This window comes from Bradyrhizobium pachyrhizi, from assembly GCF_001189245.1.
Lineage (GTDB): Bacteria > Pseudomonadota > Alphaproteobacteria > Rhizobiales > Xanthobacteraceae > Bradyrhizobium > Bradyrhizobium pachyrhizi.
On the sequence record NZ_LFIQ01000105.1, the window covers coordinates 40203 to 55672 of the forward strand.

At 64.6% G+C, this 15470-nt stretch carries 15 protein-coding genes; 6 read left to right on the top strand and 9 right to left on the bottom strand.

Annotation, left to right across the window (positions count from 1 at the left end):
- Positions 1–153: 153 nt before the first annotated feature.
- The 3 genes from AKL29_RS26240 to AKL29_RS26250 form a co-directional block, all read right to left on the bottom strand.
- Positions 154–687, bottom strand: a complete 534-nt coding sequence (locus AKL29_RS26240) for a DUF2059 domain-containing protein (RefSeq protein ID WP_028334248.1) — start codon at positions 685–687, stop codon at positions 154–156.
- 23 nt (positions 688–710) lie between these two features.
- Positions 711–1409, bottom strand: a complete 699-nt coding sequence (rpiA, locus tag AKL29_RS26245) for a ribose-5-phosphate isomerase RpiA (protein WP_152977779.1) — start codon at positions 1407–1409, stop codon at positions 711–713.
- A gap of 108 nt (positions 1410–1517) precedes the next feature.
- Positions 1518–2384 (bottom strand): SDR family NAD(P)-dependent oxidoreductase, encoded by an 867-nt coding sequence (locus tag AKL29_RS26250; RefSeq protein WP_347336994.1) that lies wholly within the window; start codon positions 2382–2384, stop codon positions 1518–1520.
- A 43-nt stretch (positions 2385–2427) separates the two neighbouring features.
- Here AKL29_RS26250 and AKL29_RS26255 point away from each other — a divergent pair, with 43 nt between their 5' ends.
- From AKL29_RS26255 to AKL29_RS26280, 6 genes are all read left to right on the top strand, one after another.
- Positions 2428–3108 (top strand): HAD hydrolase-like protein, encoded by a 681-nt coding sequence (locus AKL29_RS26255; protein WP_050386162.1) that lies wholly within the window; start codon positions 2428–2430, stop codon positions 3106–3108.
- A 161-nt stretch (positions 3109–3269) separates the two neighbouring features.
- On the top strand, positions 3270–3755 hold the full coding sequence (locus tag AKL29_RS26260) for a hypothetical protein (RefSeq protein WP_050386163.1): 486 nt from the start codon (positions 3270–3272) through the stop codon (positions 3753–3755).
- Between the two features lie 256 nt (positions 3756–4011).
- Entirely contained in the window at positions 4012–5046 is a 1035-nt protein-coding gene (moaA, locus tag AKL29_RS26265) for a GTP 3',8-cyclase MoaA (protein WP_016844402.1), read from the top strand.
- Positions 5047–5388: 342 nt separating this feature from the next.
- Complete coding sequence (locus AKL29_RS26270; protein WP_028334243.1) at positions 5389–5928, top strand: TRAP transporter small permease subunit; 540 nt, start codon at positions 5389–5391, stop codon at positions 5926–5928.
- Positions 5925–7526 (top strand): TRAP transporter large permease, encoded by a 1602-nt coding sequence (locus AKL29_RS26275; RefSeq protein WP_028334242.1) that lies wholly within the window; start codon positions 5925–5927, stop codon positions 7524–7526. Before AKL29_RS26270 ends, AKL29_RS26275 begins: the two co-directional genes overlap by 4 nt.
- Positions 7527–7743: 217 nt before the next feature.
- Positions 7744–9024 carry a M20/M25/M40 family metallo-hydrolase gene (locus AKL29_RS26280; protein WP_028334241.1) on the top strand — a complete coding sequence of 427 codons (1281 nt, stop codon included), beginning with the start codon at positions 7744–7746 and terminating at the stop codon, positions 9022–9024.
- Between the two features lie 33 nt (positions 9025–9057).
- On the opposite strand, the gene AKL29_RS26285 is transcribed toward AKL29_RS26280, so the two are convergent.
- The 6 genes from AKL29_RS26285 to AKL29_RS26310 form a co-directional block, all read right to left on the bottom strand.
- Positions 9058–10386, bottom strand: coding sequence for a sensor histidine kinase (locus AKL29_RS26285; protein ID WP_028334240.1), 1329 nt, complete (start codon positions 10384–10386; stop codon positions 9058–9060).
- Positions 10387–10388: 2 nt separating this feature from the next.
- Positions 10389–11063 (bottom strand): response regulator transcription factor, encoded by a 675-nt coding sequence (locus AKL29_RS26290; protein ID WP_028334239.1) that lies wholly within the window; start codon positions 11061–11063, stop codon positions 10389–10391.
- Positions 11064–11444: 381 nt separating this feature from the next.
- Positions 11445–12533: a TRAP transporter substrate-binding protein gene (locus AKL29_RS26295; RefSeq protein ID WP_028334238.1), complete on the bottom strand. Its 1089-nt coding sequence runs from the start codon at positions 12531–12533 to the stop codon at positions 11445–11447.
- Positions 12534–12773: 240 nt separating this feature from the next.
- Entirely contained in the window at positions 12774–13862 is a 1089-nt protein-coding gene (locus AKL29_RS26300; protein ID WP_050386164.1) for a TRAP transporter substrate-binding protein, read from the bottom strand.
- Between the two features lie 308 nt (positions 13863–14170).
- On the bottom strand, positions 14171–14407 hold the full coding sequence (locus tag AKL29_RS26305; protein WP_028334236.1) for a hypothetical protein: 237 nt from the start codon (positions 14405–14407) through the stop codon (positions 14171–14173).
- A 220-nt stretch (positions 14408–14627) separates the two neighbouring features.
- On the bottom strand, positions 14628–15470 hold an 843-nt coding region (locus AKL29_RS26310; protein ID WP_283809423.1), incomplete at its 5' end, for an Mrp/NBP35 family ATP-binding protein.

Below are 15470 nucleotides of genomic sequence, written 5' to 3' on the forward strand. Positions count from 1 at the left end.
TGAGGTGAGGGGCATCTCCACGAGCCAGCTAGTGGAAAGTCCCCTCACCCGGCGCTCCGCCGTAGCCGAAGCTTCGCTTCGGCGTCGCTTCAGTAACGGCCGCCGGCGGCGGCCTGTGCCTCTCCCCGCAAGCGGGGCGAGGTGACAACGTGTTCAGATATCCTTGCCGCGCTTCTTCATCTCGGCCTTGAACTGGGCGTTGACGATCACGCCAAACTGCTGCGCCCACTCCTGCATATATCTCAGCGAATCGTTGATTGCCTTGGGCTCGGAGGTCAAAAGCTTCTGACCGAGCGGCGTCTTGTAGAAGATCACGAGATCCTTCAGCTCCTGCTCGGTGAACTCGGCGGCGTAGAGCTGCGCCATGCCCTCGCCGATTTCCTTCTCGCTGCCAGCCAGATTCTTGGCGATGACCAGCGCGACCTCGTTGAGATCCTTCTGGTAGTTCAGGTACTGCTGCAGCAGGCCGGTCTTGGTCTTCTCGATGATGCCCGGAACGGCGCCGGCATACATCACCGAGACGTTCTTCATCGTCAGGATTTCCTTGGCGTATCCGATCGCCGCGGGGGTCGACTGCTTGACGTCCTTGGGCATGGGGGGCAGCTGCGGCTGCTGCGCCATCGCCGGTGCGAGCGCCAGTCCAGCCGCCAGGGCCGCAGCCGACAAAAGTCCCGAAAAACGATTCATTCCAAGTCTCCTTGCTTGCGGCCTCATGGCCGTTCAACAACCCGAATTCCCTGCGCGCCGGCCAGCACGGCGACGCTGCCAAGCCCGATGAACAGGCCGTGTTCGACCACGCCCGGTATAGCGCTGAGCAAACCGGCAAGACGCGGCGGATCGCCGATCCGGCCGAGATGGGCATCGATGATCCAGTGGCCGCCATCGGTGACAAAAACGTGACCGTCCTTGCCTTTCCGGATCAGCATTTCGCCGGACACGCAGGCCTCGGCGAACGCCCGCGCCATCGCGGCCTGCGTTGCGGCGAGCCCGAACGGGATCACCTCGACCGGCAGCGGAAAGCGGCCGAGCACGTCGACCCATTTGCTGTCGTCGGCGATCACGATCATGCGATCACTGGCGGCCGCGACGATCTTCTCGCGCAGCAGCGCACCGCCGCCGCCCTTGATCAGGTTGAGCGCCGGGTCGATCTCGTCGGCGCCGTCGATGGTGAGGTCGAGATGGTCGATCTCGTCCAGCGTGGTCAGCGGAACGCCGCAGCGGATCGCATCGGCGCGGGTCGCTTCCGAGGTCGGCACGCCGATCACTTTCATGCCCGCACGGACCTTCTCGCCGAGCAGCTCGACGAAATGCTTCGCGGTCGATCCGGTGCCGAGCCCGAGCTTCATGCCGTCGCGCACCTCTTCGAGCGCGCGCGCCGCCGCCTGGCGTTTCAGTGCGTCCATGTCCACGTGCCGATAGCCCCTCGGTTGGTCCGTTACGGGCCGCCATCGGGTGGCCCGGCGGGCGCATATCTAGCGTCGTTTTGCAGGCAGGAATAGCGGCAAGCGGACCAGTCTTTAGGCCGAAACGGCGTCCATCGCGGCCAAAATCGCCGAAAAGCGCTCCTCGACCTCGGCCCGCATCCCGGGATGGGTGAAAATGTAGAACTGGTCGTCGCGGATCGCGGCCAGCACGCGGTCCGCGACCGCCGCCGGATCGAGCCCAGCATCGAGCTGCCGCGCGATCTCGGCGACGACAGCGGCCATCGAGCTTGCCGGATCGAGCTGACGGGTCGGGCCGTACTGCTCCGGGCGATTGCGCCCGCTCTCGCCGATCCGGGTCCGCACAAAGCTCGGACAGAGCACGCTGACGCCGATCCCGAGCGGCCTGAGCTGCATGGCGAGCCCTTCGGACAGGCTGACGACGGCGAACTTGGTCGCCGAATACGGGCTCAAGCCAAGCCCGGCATTCATCCCGGCCATCGAAGCCGTATTGACGATATGGCCACCCTCGCCGTGCCCGCGGATGTGCGGCAGGAAGCTCCTGATGCCGTGCACGACGCCCATCAGATTGACGTCGATCACCCAGCGCCAGTCGTCGACCGAGATCGGGTCAATGCCGCCGCCGGCCGCGACGCCGGCATTGTTGCAGACGACATGGACCGTGCCGAAGGCGCGGAACGACGCCTCCGCGGCGCGATCGACGCTTAGGGGATCGGCAACGTCGCAGACAACGCCATGGACATCCGCACCGCCGGCGCGCAGCGCATCGACGGCCGTGTCCAGCGGACCGGTTTCAATGTCGGCGAGCATCACCTTCATGCCCTCGCGGGCGAAGGCGGTAGCCATCGCAAGTCCGATTCCGCTGGCCGCGCCGGTGACAAAAGCGGCTTTTCCGACAAGTTCCCGCATCTCTGCCGCCCCTATTTCATGACCTGCCCACATCTACTCTTGCATCGCAGCGCCTGGCCCGATAGCCAAAAGCATCATGTCCGCCTCCTCTCCCCCCATCGTCGTATTCGATCTCGACGGCACGCTGGTCGACACCGCGCCTGATCTGATCGGCGCCCTGAACCATGTGCTCGACCGCGAGGGCCTGCGGCCGGTGCCGCTGGCGGCCGCGCGCAACATGATCGGCGCCGGCGCGCGCAAGCTGCTCGAACGCGGGCTTGAGGTGGAAGGACGCGCGGTCAGCGTCGGTGACCTTGACCGCTTGACCGCGGATTTCGTCGACTATTATGCCGAACATATCGCCGATGGCTCGCGCCCGTTCGACGGGCTCGAGGCCGCGCTAGACCGGCTCGAGGCAAAGGGCCATCGCTTTGCGGTGTGCACCAACAAGCTGGAATGGCTGTCGAAGCTGCTGCTCGACCGGCTCGGCCTGACCAAGCGCTTCGCCGCGATCTGCGGCGCCGATACGTTCGGCATCGCAAAACCCGATCCGACGTTCCTGCGCGAGACGGTGGCCCGCGCCGGGCAGCCGGCCGCCGGCGCCATCATGGTCGGCGATGCCGGCCCCGATGTCGGGGTGGCAAGGCGCGCCCAGGTCCCGGTGATCGGCGTCGATTTTGGCTATACCGACGTCCCGATGACCGAGCTGAAGCCGGACCGGCTGATCAGCCATATGCGCGATCTGCCGGACGCGGTCGCCAGCCTGAACGCGGCATAGACCTTCCGCAACACACTGATATCGCTTGACAATATTCAGCCATGCGATTCCGCCATTAACCATCCTTTAACGAGCAGGGCCCCTGCTGTTGCGCCTCTGTTCCGACGCACCTATGGTCCGCTCCGGGGATTGTGGCTGATTGCCGCAGTAGAGTGTGGATCATGCGTCGTATCATCGTGATTGCGGCCGCCGGGCTGAGCCTGGCTGGCTGCTCCTCCTTCTCATTGGATTCGTTCAAGTCGGCGCCGCCGCCGATGCCGGTACAGCTGGATTCGAACCCGCCCGGCGCCGACGCCGTGACCTCGCTCGGACCGGGCTGCAAGACGCCCTGCACCGTGTCGATCCCGGCGCCGGAGATCAACTTCTCGGTCACCTTCAACATGCCGAAGTTCCAGCCGGCGACCGTTCCGGTCACCGTGACCCGCGTTCCCGGCGACTTCGCCACGCCGGCCACCACGACGCTGGATCCGAGTCCGGTGTTCGCCGAGTTGCAACCGGCCGGCCCGCCCCCGCGCGCGGCGAAGAAGCCGATACGGAAGAGGAAGCCGAAGCCGGCTGCCGCAGCGGCTCCCGCCGCCGCTCCGGACTCCGCGTTCCCCGCCCCGAGCGCGGCTGCGCCGGCGCCGGCCGCGGCTCCGTCGCGCTAGCGAAGGCGGCTGCACCGGATTTGCATTGCACAAGAGCCCGGCCCAAAGCCGGGGTTTTTGTATTTGGTGGAGGCACATCCGCGATTGCGATCATGCATCGCGTGATATGCTTCGCCTATCGCTTTGCATGTTGCGGATCATCCATACGATCATCCCTTGGGACGCATTGTGACAACGCGCCAACATGCATAGATTGCGGATGCCGGAGCCGGTCACGGCGCGGCAGGCAGGAAACAGATTGCAAGGCCCGAACTGAATGAACGGATCCACGCAAGCGCATTCCGACACGCTGTTTCGTCCGATGACCGATCCGTTCGGCCGGACCATCCGTTATTTGCGCGTCTCTGTCACCGACCGCTGCGACCTGCGCTGCTTCTACTGCATGTCAGAGGACATGACCTTCCTGCCGAAGGCCGATCTGCTAACACTGGAAGAGCTCGACCGGCTCTGCTCGGCCTTCGTCGCCAAGGGTGTGCGCAAGATCCGCCTCACCGGCGGCGAGCCGCTGGTCCGCCGCAACGTGATGGGCCTCGTGCGCTCGCTGTCGCGCCATCTGACCACGGGCGCACTCGACGAATTGACGCTGACCACCAACGGTTCGCAGCTGGCGCGCTTCGCCCAGGAGCTGGCCGATTGCGGCGTGCGCCGCGTCAACGTCTCGCTCGACACCCTCGACCCCGTAAAATTCCGGGCCATCACCCGCTGGGGCGACATCGACAAGGTGCTGTCAGGCATCGAGGCGGCGCGCTCGGCGGGACTCGCGGTCAAGATCAACGCGGTCGCGCTGAAGAACATGAACGAGGACGAGATTCCGGCGCTGATGGAATGGGCGCACGGCAAGGGCATGGGCCTCACCCTGATCGAGGTGATGCCGATGGGCGACATCGGCGAAGGCCGGATCGATCAGTACGTACCCCTGTCCTTGATGCGCGCGCGGCTCGAGAAGCACTACACGCTGACCGATCTGTCCGACGACACCGGCGGCCCCGCCCGCTACGTCCGGGTCGCCGAAACCGGCGGCAAGCTCGGCTTCATCACGCCGATGACCCATAATTTCTGCGAATCCTGCAACCGGGTGCGGATCACCTGCACCGGCACGCTGCACACCTGCCTCGGCCACGAGGACGCCTCCGACCTGCGCCGGCCGCTGCGTGCCTCCGCCGACAACGACCTGCTGGCGGCGGCCATCGACCGGGCCATCGGACTGAAGCCGAAGGGGCACGATTTCATCATCGACCGCCGCCACAACCGTCCGAGCGTCAGCCGCCACATGAGCGTGACCGGCGGCTAGTCTTCAAGCTTCCTCCCGACGCGCGGCCTGTCCCCCGATTACCAAGGCGGGACAACAGTTTGCCACGGCGTCAATTTGTCCATTTTCCGATTGACGACGTTCCACGGCGCTGATTTGGTGAATCAGCTTTCACGCTAGTCTGGCCAGCATAGGCCGCTGCCCTCCGTCGGCTCCTGCCGACGATCCCCGGCAGCCAAGAACGGCTGAAGCGGATTTCGGGGGAGGACGAACGTTTGCAACTGCTCCTGAAAGTGAGCCGTGGCTCCGTGCGCATGCGCGCGGCGGCCAGATGATGCTTGAAGAGATATTCGGCGCGCGGATGGCGCGGCCGTGGAGATCGTGATGCGCCCATTGTTGGCATTAAGTCAGGCCATCGACCAACTCAACGAGAAGATCGGCTACATCTGCAACCTGCTGGTCCTGATCTCGTGCCTGGTCAGCGCCGGCAACGCCATGATCCGCTACGCGTTCAGCTACTCCTCGAACGGCTGGCTCGAGGCGCAGTGGTACATGTTCGCGATCCTCGTGATGTTCGGCGCCTCCTACACCTTCAAGCGCAACGAGCATGTCCGCGTCGAGATCATGTATCTGATGCTGTCGGAACGCGGCCAGCTCTGGCTCGACCTGATCGGAACGCTGTTCTTCCTGATCCCGGCCTGCCTCCTGCTCGCCTATCTGTCCTGGCCGTTCTTCTACCAGGCCTATGCGGTCGGCGAGATGAGCGGCAACGCCGGCGGCCTGCTGCGCTGGCCGATCAAGTTCGTTATCCCGTCCGGCTTCGTGATGCTTGCGCTGCAAGGCGTCTCAGAGGTGATCAAGCGGATCGCCGCGCTGCAGGGCTACGTGACCATCGACGCGAAGTATGAGAGGCCGACTCAATGATCACGCTGGAGATGATGCCGCCACTGATGTTCGGCGGCCTGATCGTAGCGATGCTGATCGGTTATCCGGTGGCGTTCACGCTCGCCGCGGTCGGCCTGTCGTTCGGGTTCCTCTCGATCTATCTCGGCTTCTTCGACCTCAACTTCCTGCAGGCGATCCCGGGCCGCATCTTCGGCAGCGTGCTGTCCAACGAACTGCTGCTGGCGATCCCGTTCTTCACTTTCATGGGCGCGATATTGGAGAGATGCGGGCTCGCCGAGGACATGCTGGATTCGATGGGCCAGCTGTTCGGCCCGATCCGCGGCGGCCTCGGCTATTCCGTGATCATCGTCGGCTTCATCCTCGGCGCCATCACCGGCACGGTGGCGGCGCAGGTGATCGCGATGGCGCTGATCTCGATGCCGGTGATGATCCGCTACGGCTACAACATCCGCTACATCACCGGCGTGCTCGCCGCCTCCGGCACCATCACGCAACTTGTCCCTCCCTCTCTCGTCCTGATCGTGCTCGCCGACCAGCTCGGCAAGTCGGTCGGCGACATGTATCTCGGCGCCTGGGGCCCATCGGTGTTCCAGATCCTGCTGTTCGCCGGCTACACCTTCGTGCTCGGCATCTTCAAGCCGAGCCATGTGCCGGCGGTGCCGATCGAGGCGCGCACGCTGACCGGCTGGGCGCTGTGGAAGAAGTGCCTGCTCGGCATCATCCCCTCGGCGGTGCTGATCTTCGTCGTGCTCGGCACCATGATGATGGGCCTTGCGACCCCGACGGAAGCCGGCGCCATGGGCGCGGTCGGCGCCATCGTGCTCGCCGCCATCCACCACAAGGATTTCAGCGCCACCGGCAACAAGGTGCTGATCGTCGGCGTGATCGCCGGCGGCATCGGCACCATCATCGCTATGCTGTACAGCGAGAACTTGATCTTCAAGCTCGCCTTCGCGATCACCTACGCCGCGGTGGTCTGGATCTGCCTCGAGGCCGTCAGGATCCCGGACCTGCGCGACCTGATCAAGCAGGGCTACGAGACCACCATGCGGATCACCTGCATGGTCACCTTCATCCTGATCGGCTCGACCTGCTTCTCGGTGGTGTTCCTCGGCGTATCCGGCGGCACCTGGCTGGAGCACCACCTGACCTCGCTGCCCGGCGGCGTCTGGGGCTTCCTGATCTTCATCAACCTGTTCATCTTCTTCCTGGCGTTTTTCCTCGACTTCTTCGAGATCGCCTTCATCATCCTGCCGATGATCGCGCCGATCGCACAGAAGGTGCTGGCGCCAGTGGTCGGCCCCGACGCGGCGCTGATCTGGTTCGGCGTGATGCTCTGCGTCAACATGCAGACCTCGTTCCTGCATCCACCGTTCGGCTTTGCGCTGTTCTACCTGCGTGGCGTGGCGCCGAAGGAAGTGAAGAGCTCGGACATCTACTGGGGCGCAATGCCGTGGATCGGCCTGCAGGCGATCATGGTGGCGCTGGTGATCGCGTTCCCGGTCGTCGTCACCGGACTGCTCGACAAGCCGCTCGATGTCGACCTCAACAAGGTCAAGATCGAGGTGCCGCAGATCGACCTTCCGCCGCTGGACTTCGGCCAGCCGAAGCAGTAGCCGGCATCAGCGCATTCGGCGCGCCTAGAGCATTCGGTTCTGATTGAATCAGAACCGAAGCTCTGGATTCTTGTCTTGGCGCGCCTTCTTCACGCGGACCGGTGTCCACTTCGCCCGAAAACGCTCTTGCGGGCGCGAGGCACGCCGCTGTTGACGGCACCGGCGCGGCCTGTGAAGACGGGGATACGGATCGTCCTCCAACTCACAGATCGCCGCCATGCCCCAACTGCATCCCGCCCGCTCGCTCATTCGCCCGCTGATGCTGTCGTTTGGTCTGGCGCTCGCCGCGCCCGCAGCGCATGCAGCCGACATTCGCGCGCTGGCGCAACAGGAACAGCAGCCGCTGCTCGACACCCTGCGCGACCTCGTGCAGATCGAATCCGGCAGCAAGGACATCGAGGGTCTGAACCAGCTCGCCGAGCGGATCGCCGGCCAGCTCAAGCAGCTCGGCGGCACGGTCGATATCCTGCAGACCACCGATATCTACCGCCTCGACGACACGCCCGAGAAGATCGGTCCCGCCGTGCAGGCCGTCTTCAAGGGCACCGGCAGCGCGAAGATCATGCTGATCGCGCACATGGACACGGTGTATCTCAAGGGCATGCTGAAGGACCAACCCTTCCGCATCGATGGCGACAAGGCCCATGGGCTCGGCATTGCCGACGACAAGCAGGGCGTCGCCACCATCCTCCACGCCGTGGCATTGCTGCAGAAGCTGAACTTCAGGAACTACGGCACGCTCACGGTGCTCATCAATGGCGACGAGGAGATCTCTTCGCCCGGCTGGCGCAGCACCATCACCCGCCTCGCCGCGGAACAGGATGCCGTATTCTCGTTCGAGGGCGGTGGCACCGACGGCACGCTGCGTCTCGCCACCAGCGGCATCGGCTCGGCCTACCTCACGGTGCACGGCAAGTCGTCGCATGCCGGCGCCAGGCCCGAAGGCGGCGTGAATGCGCTCTATGAGCTGTCGCACCAGGTGCTGCAGATGAAGGACCTGTCCAAGCCCGAGCAGGGTCTGAAGCTGAACTGGACAGTGTCCAAGTCCGGCACCAACCGCAACGTGATCCCCGCCGAAGCCACCGCCCAGGCCGATGCGCGCGCGCTCAAGGTGGCGGATTTCGACGAGCTCGAGAAGGCCTTGCAGGACAAGATCAAGAATCGCCTGCTGCCGGACTCCAGGGTGGACGTGAAGTTCGAGGTGCGCCGCCCGCCGCTCGAGACCACCGACGCCTCGCGCCGCGTCGCCGGCCACGGCAAGACGATCTACCAGGAGCTGGGCCTGTCGCTGAACGTCGCCGAGAGGGCCACAGGCGGCGGCACCGACGCGGCGTTTGCCGCCCTCAAGACCAAGGGCGCCGTGGTCGAAGGCATGGGCCTGTCGGGCTTCGGCGCGCACTCCAACGATGCGGAATACGTGCAGATCAACAGCATCGTGCCGCGCCTCTATTTGACCACGCGCATGATCATGGACCTGTCCGACGGCAAGGTGAAGTAGACCGGCAAGGCCGCGGCACGTTCGCGGGCCGGCTCAGGACGCCGCCGGCTCCGCCTTGGCGAGGCGGAAGCGCAGCGTGAACTGGGCGCCGCCGGACGGCAGGTTCTCCACTCTTACCGTCGCATCGTGATCGTCGACGACGCCGCGCACGATCGAGAGCCCGAGCCCCGCGCCGTCGGTGCGCTGGCGATCGCTGCGCCAGAAGCGCTGGAAGATCAGGCCCTGCTCGGCGGGCGCAATCCCCGGCCCGCAGTCGCGCACCTGCACCGAACCGTTGTCGTGCACCTCGACATCGACCGAAGTCCTCTCGGCGGTGTACTTGATGGCGTTCTCCGCCAGATTGAAGATCGCCCGCTGCAGCATCTCCGCATTGCCCCTGACCTGCACCGGATTGTCGGTGCCGCGCAACGCGATGTCTTTCTGCTGCGCCAGCGCGTAGGGCGCGATCGAGCCGACCACCTCGGCGCACACCGCGCGCAAATCCGCGGTCTCGCCGGGATCCAGCACCAGCGTGTCGAGCTCGGCGATCTCGAGCAGCTGGCTGACGATGCGGCTCATGCTCTCGATGTCGACATGCAGCTCCCTGGTCCCCTTGGCCGCATCGAGCGTTTCGATCCGGGTCCTGAGGATCGCAAGCGGCGTGCGCAGCTGATGCGCGGCATCGGCCGTGAACTGGCGCTGCACGTGAAAGCCTTCCTCAAGGCGATCGAACGCCTGGTTGACGGCCGTCACCAGCGGCAGGATCTCGCTCGGAATTCCCTCCGTCGGCAGGCGGATATCGGTCCTTGCCGGTCCGATGCTCCTCGCCTCCTCCGAGGCCCGCAACAGCGGTGTCACCGCGCGGCGGAAGATCAGGATGTCGGTGGCAAGCAAAATCAGAAGGATCGGGATGGTGATCCAGCCAACCCGCCGGAAGAAGTTGGAGACGATGTCGTCGATGATGACGTCGCGATGCGACAGGTCCTCGGCGACCAGGATGCGCAACGTCTGGCCGCCGAGCAGCTTGGTGACGCTGGCACCGGAAATCCGGTTGGCGGACACCGGCAGTCGCGGCGCCTCGCGATGTGACGAGAACAGCAGATGACCGTCGGCATCGTAGATGTCGTAGCGGTATCGGCCGTAGGCGTCGGAATAGAGTCCCTTCAGGCTGTCCGGCAGGTTGAGCTGCACCTTGCCTGCGGCATCGACCGAGAGGTTCTGGCCGAGATCGGCGGCTTGGTCGCGCATCGCTTCGCGATGCAGCTGATTTATCTCCGAATTCAACAGCCATAACAGCAGCAGCGGCAGGAAGATCGCCGCGACCGCGACCGCCACAATGTGCAGGAACACGATCCGCGACGTCAGCGACTTGAAGCGGAACACGCCTACTTCTCCTCCGCCATCAGATAACCGACGCCCCGAATGGTATGGATGATGACCCTGGCGCGATGCTCGGCGAGCAGCTTGCGCAGCCGCGACACGTAAACCTCGACCGCGTTCGAGGCGACCTCGCCGGACAGGCCGAAGATGTGGTCCTCGACATTCTTCTTCGGCACCACCCGCCCCTGCCGCCGCAGCAGGATCTCCAGCACCGATGTCTCGCGCGCCGAGAACACGTGCGGAGCGCCGTCGACGAACACCTGCTTGCTCTCGGTGTCGTAGACCAGATTGGCGAGCTTCAGCGAGGAGCCGAGCAGCTGGCCGGGCCGGCGCAGGATGGCCTCGAGCCGCGCCACCAGCTCTTCCAGCGCGAACGGCTTCGCCAGATAGTCGTCCGCGCCGCTGCGCAGCCCGCTGACCCGATCCTGCAGGCCGCCCCGCGCGGTCAGCACCAGAACCGGCAGCGGATCGGTCTTGCGGCGAAGCTCCGACAGCACCGACAAGCCATCGCCGTCGGGCAGACCGAGATCGAGGATCATGGCGGCATAGCTGACGCTGCGCAGCGCGTCGCGCGCCTCGGCAACGCTGTTGACGACATCGGACTCGTATCCCGCCGCCATCAGCCCGCTGGCGAGCAGCCGCGAGAGCTCGACATTGTCCTCGACGATCAGAAGGCGCATCGCAGCAATCCAGTCCTCATTCGATCGATTTTCCGCTTGCTGTCGTCAAAACAAGACGCATGCGAAGGTGACGTCTCGATGGCGACACAAGCGCATGTTGCTCCAGCTAGTGTTACTGCCCTGAAAACAGATACCGCCTACCCGCTGAATCAAAATCTACGCCAGGCGCCTTTGATTGCGCCCGTGTAAGGCTGACGTCAGCTAGCCATGATAACATAACGGATTGCACGTTCGCGCCCGGAGATCGAGAACTGGCAGCTGCCGCCACGGCCAGCGATGGACGGTCATGCGTCTTCGCAAGTCGCGCCGCGGCCGTGATCGCGGCATGGAAAAGCCCCGGCGCTTTCGCTCCGAGGCTGATTCCTGTCCAACGTACAGCAATCACGCCTGCGAATGGCGCGCCATGAAATTGTCGTAGCCGACCTCGGCGACCTGGAACCATTGATAGCCGTTGTTGGAGAACGAGGTCAGCGAGTCATAGACCTTCTTGAAGTTGGCATTGGTCGCCGAAACCTCGGCATGCAGCTCCTTGGCGGCCTTGAAGGAAGCTTCCATCACCGCAGGCGGGAACGGACGCAGCTTGGTGCCGACCGCGAGCAGCTTCTTCAGTGCGATCGGATTGGCCTGGTCGTAGCGCGCCATCATCCAGTTGTTGGCGAGATGGCCGGCCTGCTCGAGCACGAACTGATAATGCTTCGGCAGCGCGTTCCACTTGTCGAGATTGATCATCGCCACCAGCATGGGACCGCCTTCCCACCAGCCGGGGAAGTAGTAGTTCGGCGCGACCTTGTAGAAGCCGAGCTTCTCGTCGTCGTAGGGACCAACCCACTCGGCCGCATCGATGGTGCCCTTCTCGAGCGCCGGATAGATGTCGCCGCCGGCGAGTTGCTGCGGCACCGCGCCGAGCTTCTGCATCACCTTGCCGGCAAAGCCGCCGATGCGGAATTTGAGGCCCTTGAGATCGTCGACGCTGTTGATCTCCTTGCGAAACCAGCCACCCATCTGGCAGCCGGTGTTGCCGGCGAGCAGCGAGGTGACGTTGTAGCTCTTGTAGAACTCGTTGAGCAGGTCCTTGCCGCCGCCCAGCATGAACCAGGCCTGGTTGAGGCGCATGTTGGGCCCGAACGGCACCGCGGAGCCGAAGGTGAAGGTCGGGTCCTTGCCGAAATAATAATAGGGCGCGGTATGCCCCATCTCGACGGTGCCGTTCTGCACGGCGTCGAGCACCTGCAGGCCCGGCACGATCTCGCCGGCGGCAAAGGTCTGGATCTGGAATTTGTTGTCGGTGGCTTCACCGACCGCCTTCGCCATCAACTCGGCGCCGCCGTGCAGCGTGTCGAGCGACTTCGGCCAGCTCGTCGTCAAGCGCCACTTGAGTTCCGGCATCGACTGCGCGATCGCGGGAGCTGCGACCGTGGCGGCGCCGGCGACGCCCAGACCCGTGACCTTGATGAAATCTCTTCGCTTCATTTGAATCCTGCCCTGTTCGATTGTGTTGTCCGAGCGTCGACTGCTTTCGATCGTCGCGCCGCTTTTCTTTTTGCCGTCATGACCGGTGACCGATCACACGCCGCCTTCGTGCCGAGGCTTCGGATGCGAGCATGGAACATCCCCTTCACGAATGCCAGACGCAAAAAACCCGGCCTCCTTGCGGAGGCCGGGCAATGCGTTCGCGTCGCGCGAACGCTCGTCCAAAAGGCTAGATGCCGATCAGCCGCGGGTGCGCGAGCGGATCATGAAGCTGTCGAAGGTGTATTCGGCGACCTGCCACCACAGATACTGGTCCGAGCGGTAGGCCTGCATGGCCTCGATCGACTTCTTGAAGTCGGCATTCTTGGCCGAGATTTCACTCCAAAGCTCGTTGGTCGCCTTGAGGCAGGCCTCGAGCACCTCGTTGGTGAACGGACGCAGCTGCGTGCCGCCGGCAACCAGCCGCTTCAGCGCCGAGGGATTCTGCATGTCGTAGCGCGCGGCCATCCAGCTGTTGGCGTTGGCGGCGCCGTTGGCCAGGATCGCCTGATAGTTCTTCGGCAGCGCGTTCCACTTCTCCAGGTTGACGAAGGAGTGCACGGTCGGACCGCCTTCCCAGAAGCCCGGATAGTAGTAGTACTTCGCGACCTTCTGGAAGCCGAGCTTCTCGTCGTCATAGGGACCGACCCATTCGGCCGCGTCGATGGTGCCCTTTTCGAGCGCCGGATAGATGTCGCCGCCGGCGAGCTGCTGCGGCACCACGCCGACCTTCTGCAGCACCTGGCCGGCAATGCCGCCGATGCGCATCTTCAGGCCCGACATGTCGGCGACGGTCTTGATCTCCTTGCGGAACCAGCCGCCCATCTGGGTGCCGGTGTTACCGGTCGGGAAACCGATCACGCCGAACTTCTTGAAGAACTCGTTGCCGAGCTCCTGGCCACCGCCCTGATACCACCAGGAGTTCTGCATGCGGGCATTGAGACCGAACGGCACCGACGCGTAGATCGCGAAGGTCGGGTCCTTGCCGACATAGTAGTAGGCGACGGTGTGCGACATCTCGACCGTGCCGTTGGAGGTCGCGTCCAGCGCCTGCAGGCCGGGGACGATTTCACCCGCCGCGAACACCTGGATCTGGAACTTGTTGTCGGTCATCTCCGCGACGTACTTCGACAGCTCGACGGCACCGCCATAGATGGTGTCCAGCGACTTCGGGAAGCTCGAGGTCAGGCGCCACTTGATTTCAGGCGAGGACTGCGCGATCGCCGGCGCGGCAACCGCCGTCGCGGCAGCACCGGCCGCAGAAACTTTCAAAAAATCACGACGCTTCATCGTAAGACTTCTCCTTCAGGGGCGTTTCCCAGTGACCGCAAGCAGCTCTCCGGCAGGCGCGTGAAGGCTTGCCGAGGCGCTCTGGTCGGCCCTTTAACACGGAAGGTGGCTTCACGGAAACGCGACAATGGCATGACCGCGCCAATTAAACGAAAGTCTGATGAGGCTGGAAATCAGCCGGAAAATGCGCCTTCAGGCAGCGACGATGACGCCTGGCAGGTGGCCGCGGAGCTGCCGCCGACCGCGCGGTAAATCGCCGCGTGCGGGCCGTCCGGCCCGCTCTCAACCGCCGGGGGTTACCGGAGCAATCAGCGCCGCGTCGTCTCTCGCGCCTTCTTGGCTTGATCAGCCAAATACCGCCCGCGCCGGATCCAGCTTTGCGCAGTTGTCTTGCTGACGCCATACGTCTTGGCGATCACCTCGGCAGCCTCGCCGATCGAGTCGGATTTCTTGGCCATGTTGAACGCAAGCCGGGAGGCCTCTGCGCGCTTCTCCCGCGTCAGATGTTTGCGGTGCTGTTTGTTTGCTTCGCGTGATGCTGCCATGTCGATGGTCGCCTCACGGCCCCTTCCCGCAGTTTGGCTTCACCCGCGGCCGCCTTCCGCTGATCGAAGGATGGTACGATTCGGCCACTCCTGCATAAACATACAGGCCGGAACCGATTCAGCAATCGTCCAAAGGCACCAACGGCACGGGCCTGTGAAGAAAGCCGCCGCGCTCCCGACGCTTCGCGGCCAATCGGCCCAGCGGGACAGCAGCGCAGGCTCAGGCTGCCGCGATGACGCCTTGCAGCTGCTCGCGGACCTTGCCGCCGATCGCGCGGTAGATCGCCGCGTGCGGGCCGTCCGGTTCGCTCTCGACCACCGGGTTGCCGGCATCGGAGGCGGTGCGGATCGCGATGTGCAGGGGGATCTCGCCGAGGAACGGCACCCCCAGCTTCTCGGCCTCGTGGCGGGCGCCGCCATGGCCGAAGATATCCGAGCGGGTGCCGCAATGCGGGCACTGGAAATAGCTCATGTTCTCGACGATGCCGAGCACCGGCACGTTGACCTTCTTGAACATCGCAAGCCCACGCCTGGCGTCGATCAGCGAAAGGTCCTGCGGGGTCGAGATGATGACGGCGCCCTTGAGCGGGACGTTCTGCGCCAGCGTGAGCTGGGCATCGCCGGTGCCGGGCGGCATGTCGACCACGAGCACGTCAAGCGTGCCCCAGGCGACGTCGCGCAGCATCTGGGTGATCGCCGACATCACCATCGGCCCGCGCCAGATCATCGCGGTGTCCTCCTCGACCAGGAAGCCGATCGACATGATCGACAGGCCGAAGCGCTGCAGCGGGACCATCTTCTTGTCGTCATTGAGCTGCGGCTTCTCGCGGATGCCGGTCAGCCGCGGCACCGACGGGCCGTAGATGTCGGCGTCGAGCAGCCCGACGCGCAGGCCGAGGTCGCGCAGGCCGAGCGCGAGGTTGAGCGCCGTGGTCGACTTGCCGACGCCGCCCTTGCCGGAGGCGACGGCGATGACGGCGGAGATGCCGGGGATCTCGGCCTGCCGAGCCATCGGCGATTGCCCGCCGGGCGGATGTGGATGGCGATGGGCGGACGCCGGCGG

Coding starts and splice junctions, on each gene's coding strand:
- AKL29_RS26300 (WP_050386164.1), bottom strand. CDS start 13,862: ATGAAGCGTCGTGATTTTTTGAAAGTTTCTGCGGCCGGTGCTGCCGCG.
- AKL29_RS26260 (WP_050386163.1), top strand. CDS start 3,270: ATGCGTCGTATCATCGTGATTGCGGCCGCCGGGCTGAGCCTGGCTGGC.
- AKL29_RS26280 (WP_028334241.1), top strand. CDS start 7,744: ATGCCCCAACTGCATCCCGCCCGCTCGCTCATTCGCCCGCTGATGCTG.
- AKL29_RS26305 (WP_028334236.1), bottom strand. CDS start 14,407: ATGGCAGCATCACGCGAAGCAAACAAACAGCACCGCAAACATCTGACG.
- AKL29_RS26290 (WP_028334239.1), bottom strand. CDS start 11,063: ATGCGCCTTCTGATCGTCGAGGACAATGTCGAGCTCTCGCGGCTGCTC.
- AKL29_RS26270 (WP_028334243.1), top strand. CDS start 5,389: ATGCGCCCATTGTTGGCATTAAGTCAGGCCATCGACCAACTCAACGAG.
- AKL29_RS26275 (WP_028334242.1), top strand. CDS start 5,925: ATGATCACGCTGGAGATGATGCCGCCACTGATGTTCGGCGGCCTGATC.
- AKL29_RS26295 (WP_028334238.1), bottom strand. CDS start 12,533: ATGAAGCGAAGAGATTTCATCAAGGTCACGGGTCTGGGCGTCGCCGGC.
- AKL29_RS26240 (WP_028334248.1), bottom strand. CDS start 687: ATGAATCGTTTTTCGGGACTTTTGTCGGCTGCGGCCCTGGCGGCTGGA.
- moaA (WP_016844402.1), top strand. CDS start 4,012: ATGAACGGATCCACGCAAGCGCATTCCGACACGCTGTTTCGTCCGATG.
- AKL29_RS26255 (WP_050386162.1), top strand. CDS start 2,428: ATGTCCGCCTCCTCTCCCCCCATCGTCGTATTCGATCTCGACGGCACG.
- AKL29_RS26250 (WP_347336994.1), bottom strand. CDS start 2,384: ATGTGGGCAGGTCATGAAATAGGGGCGGCAGAGATGCGGGAACTTGTC.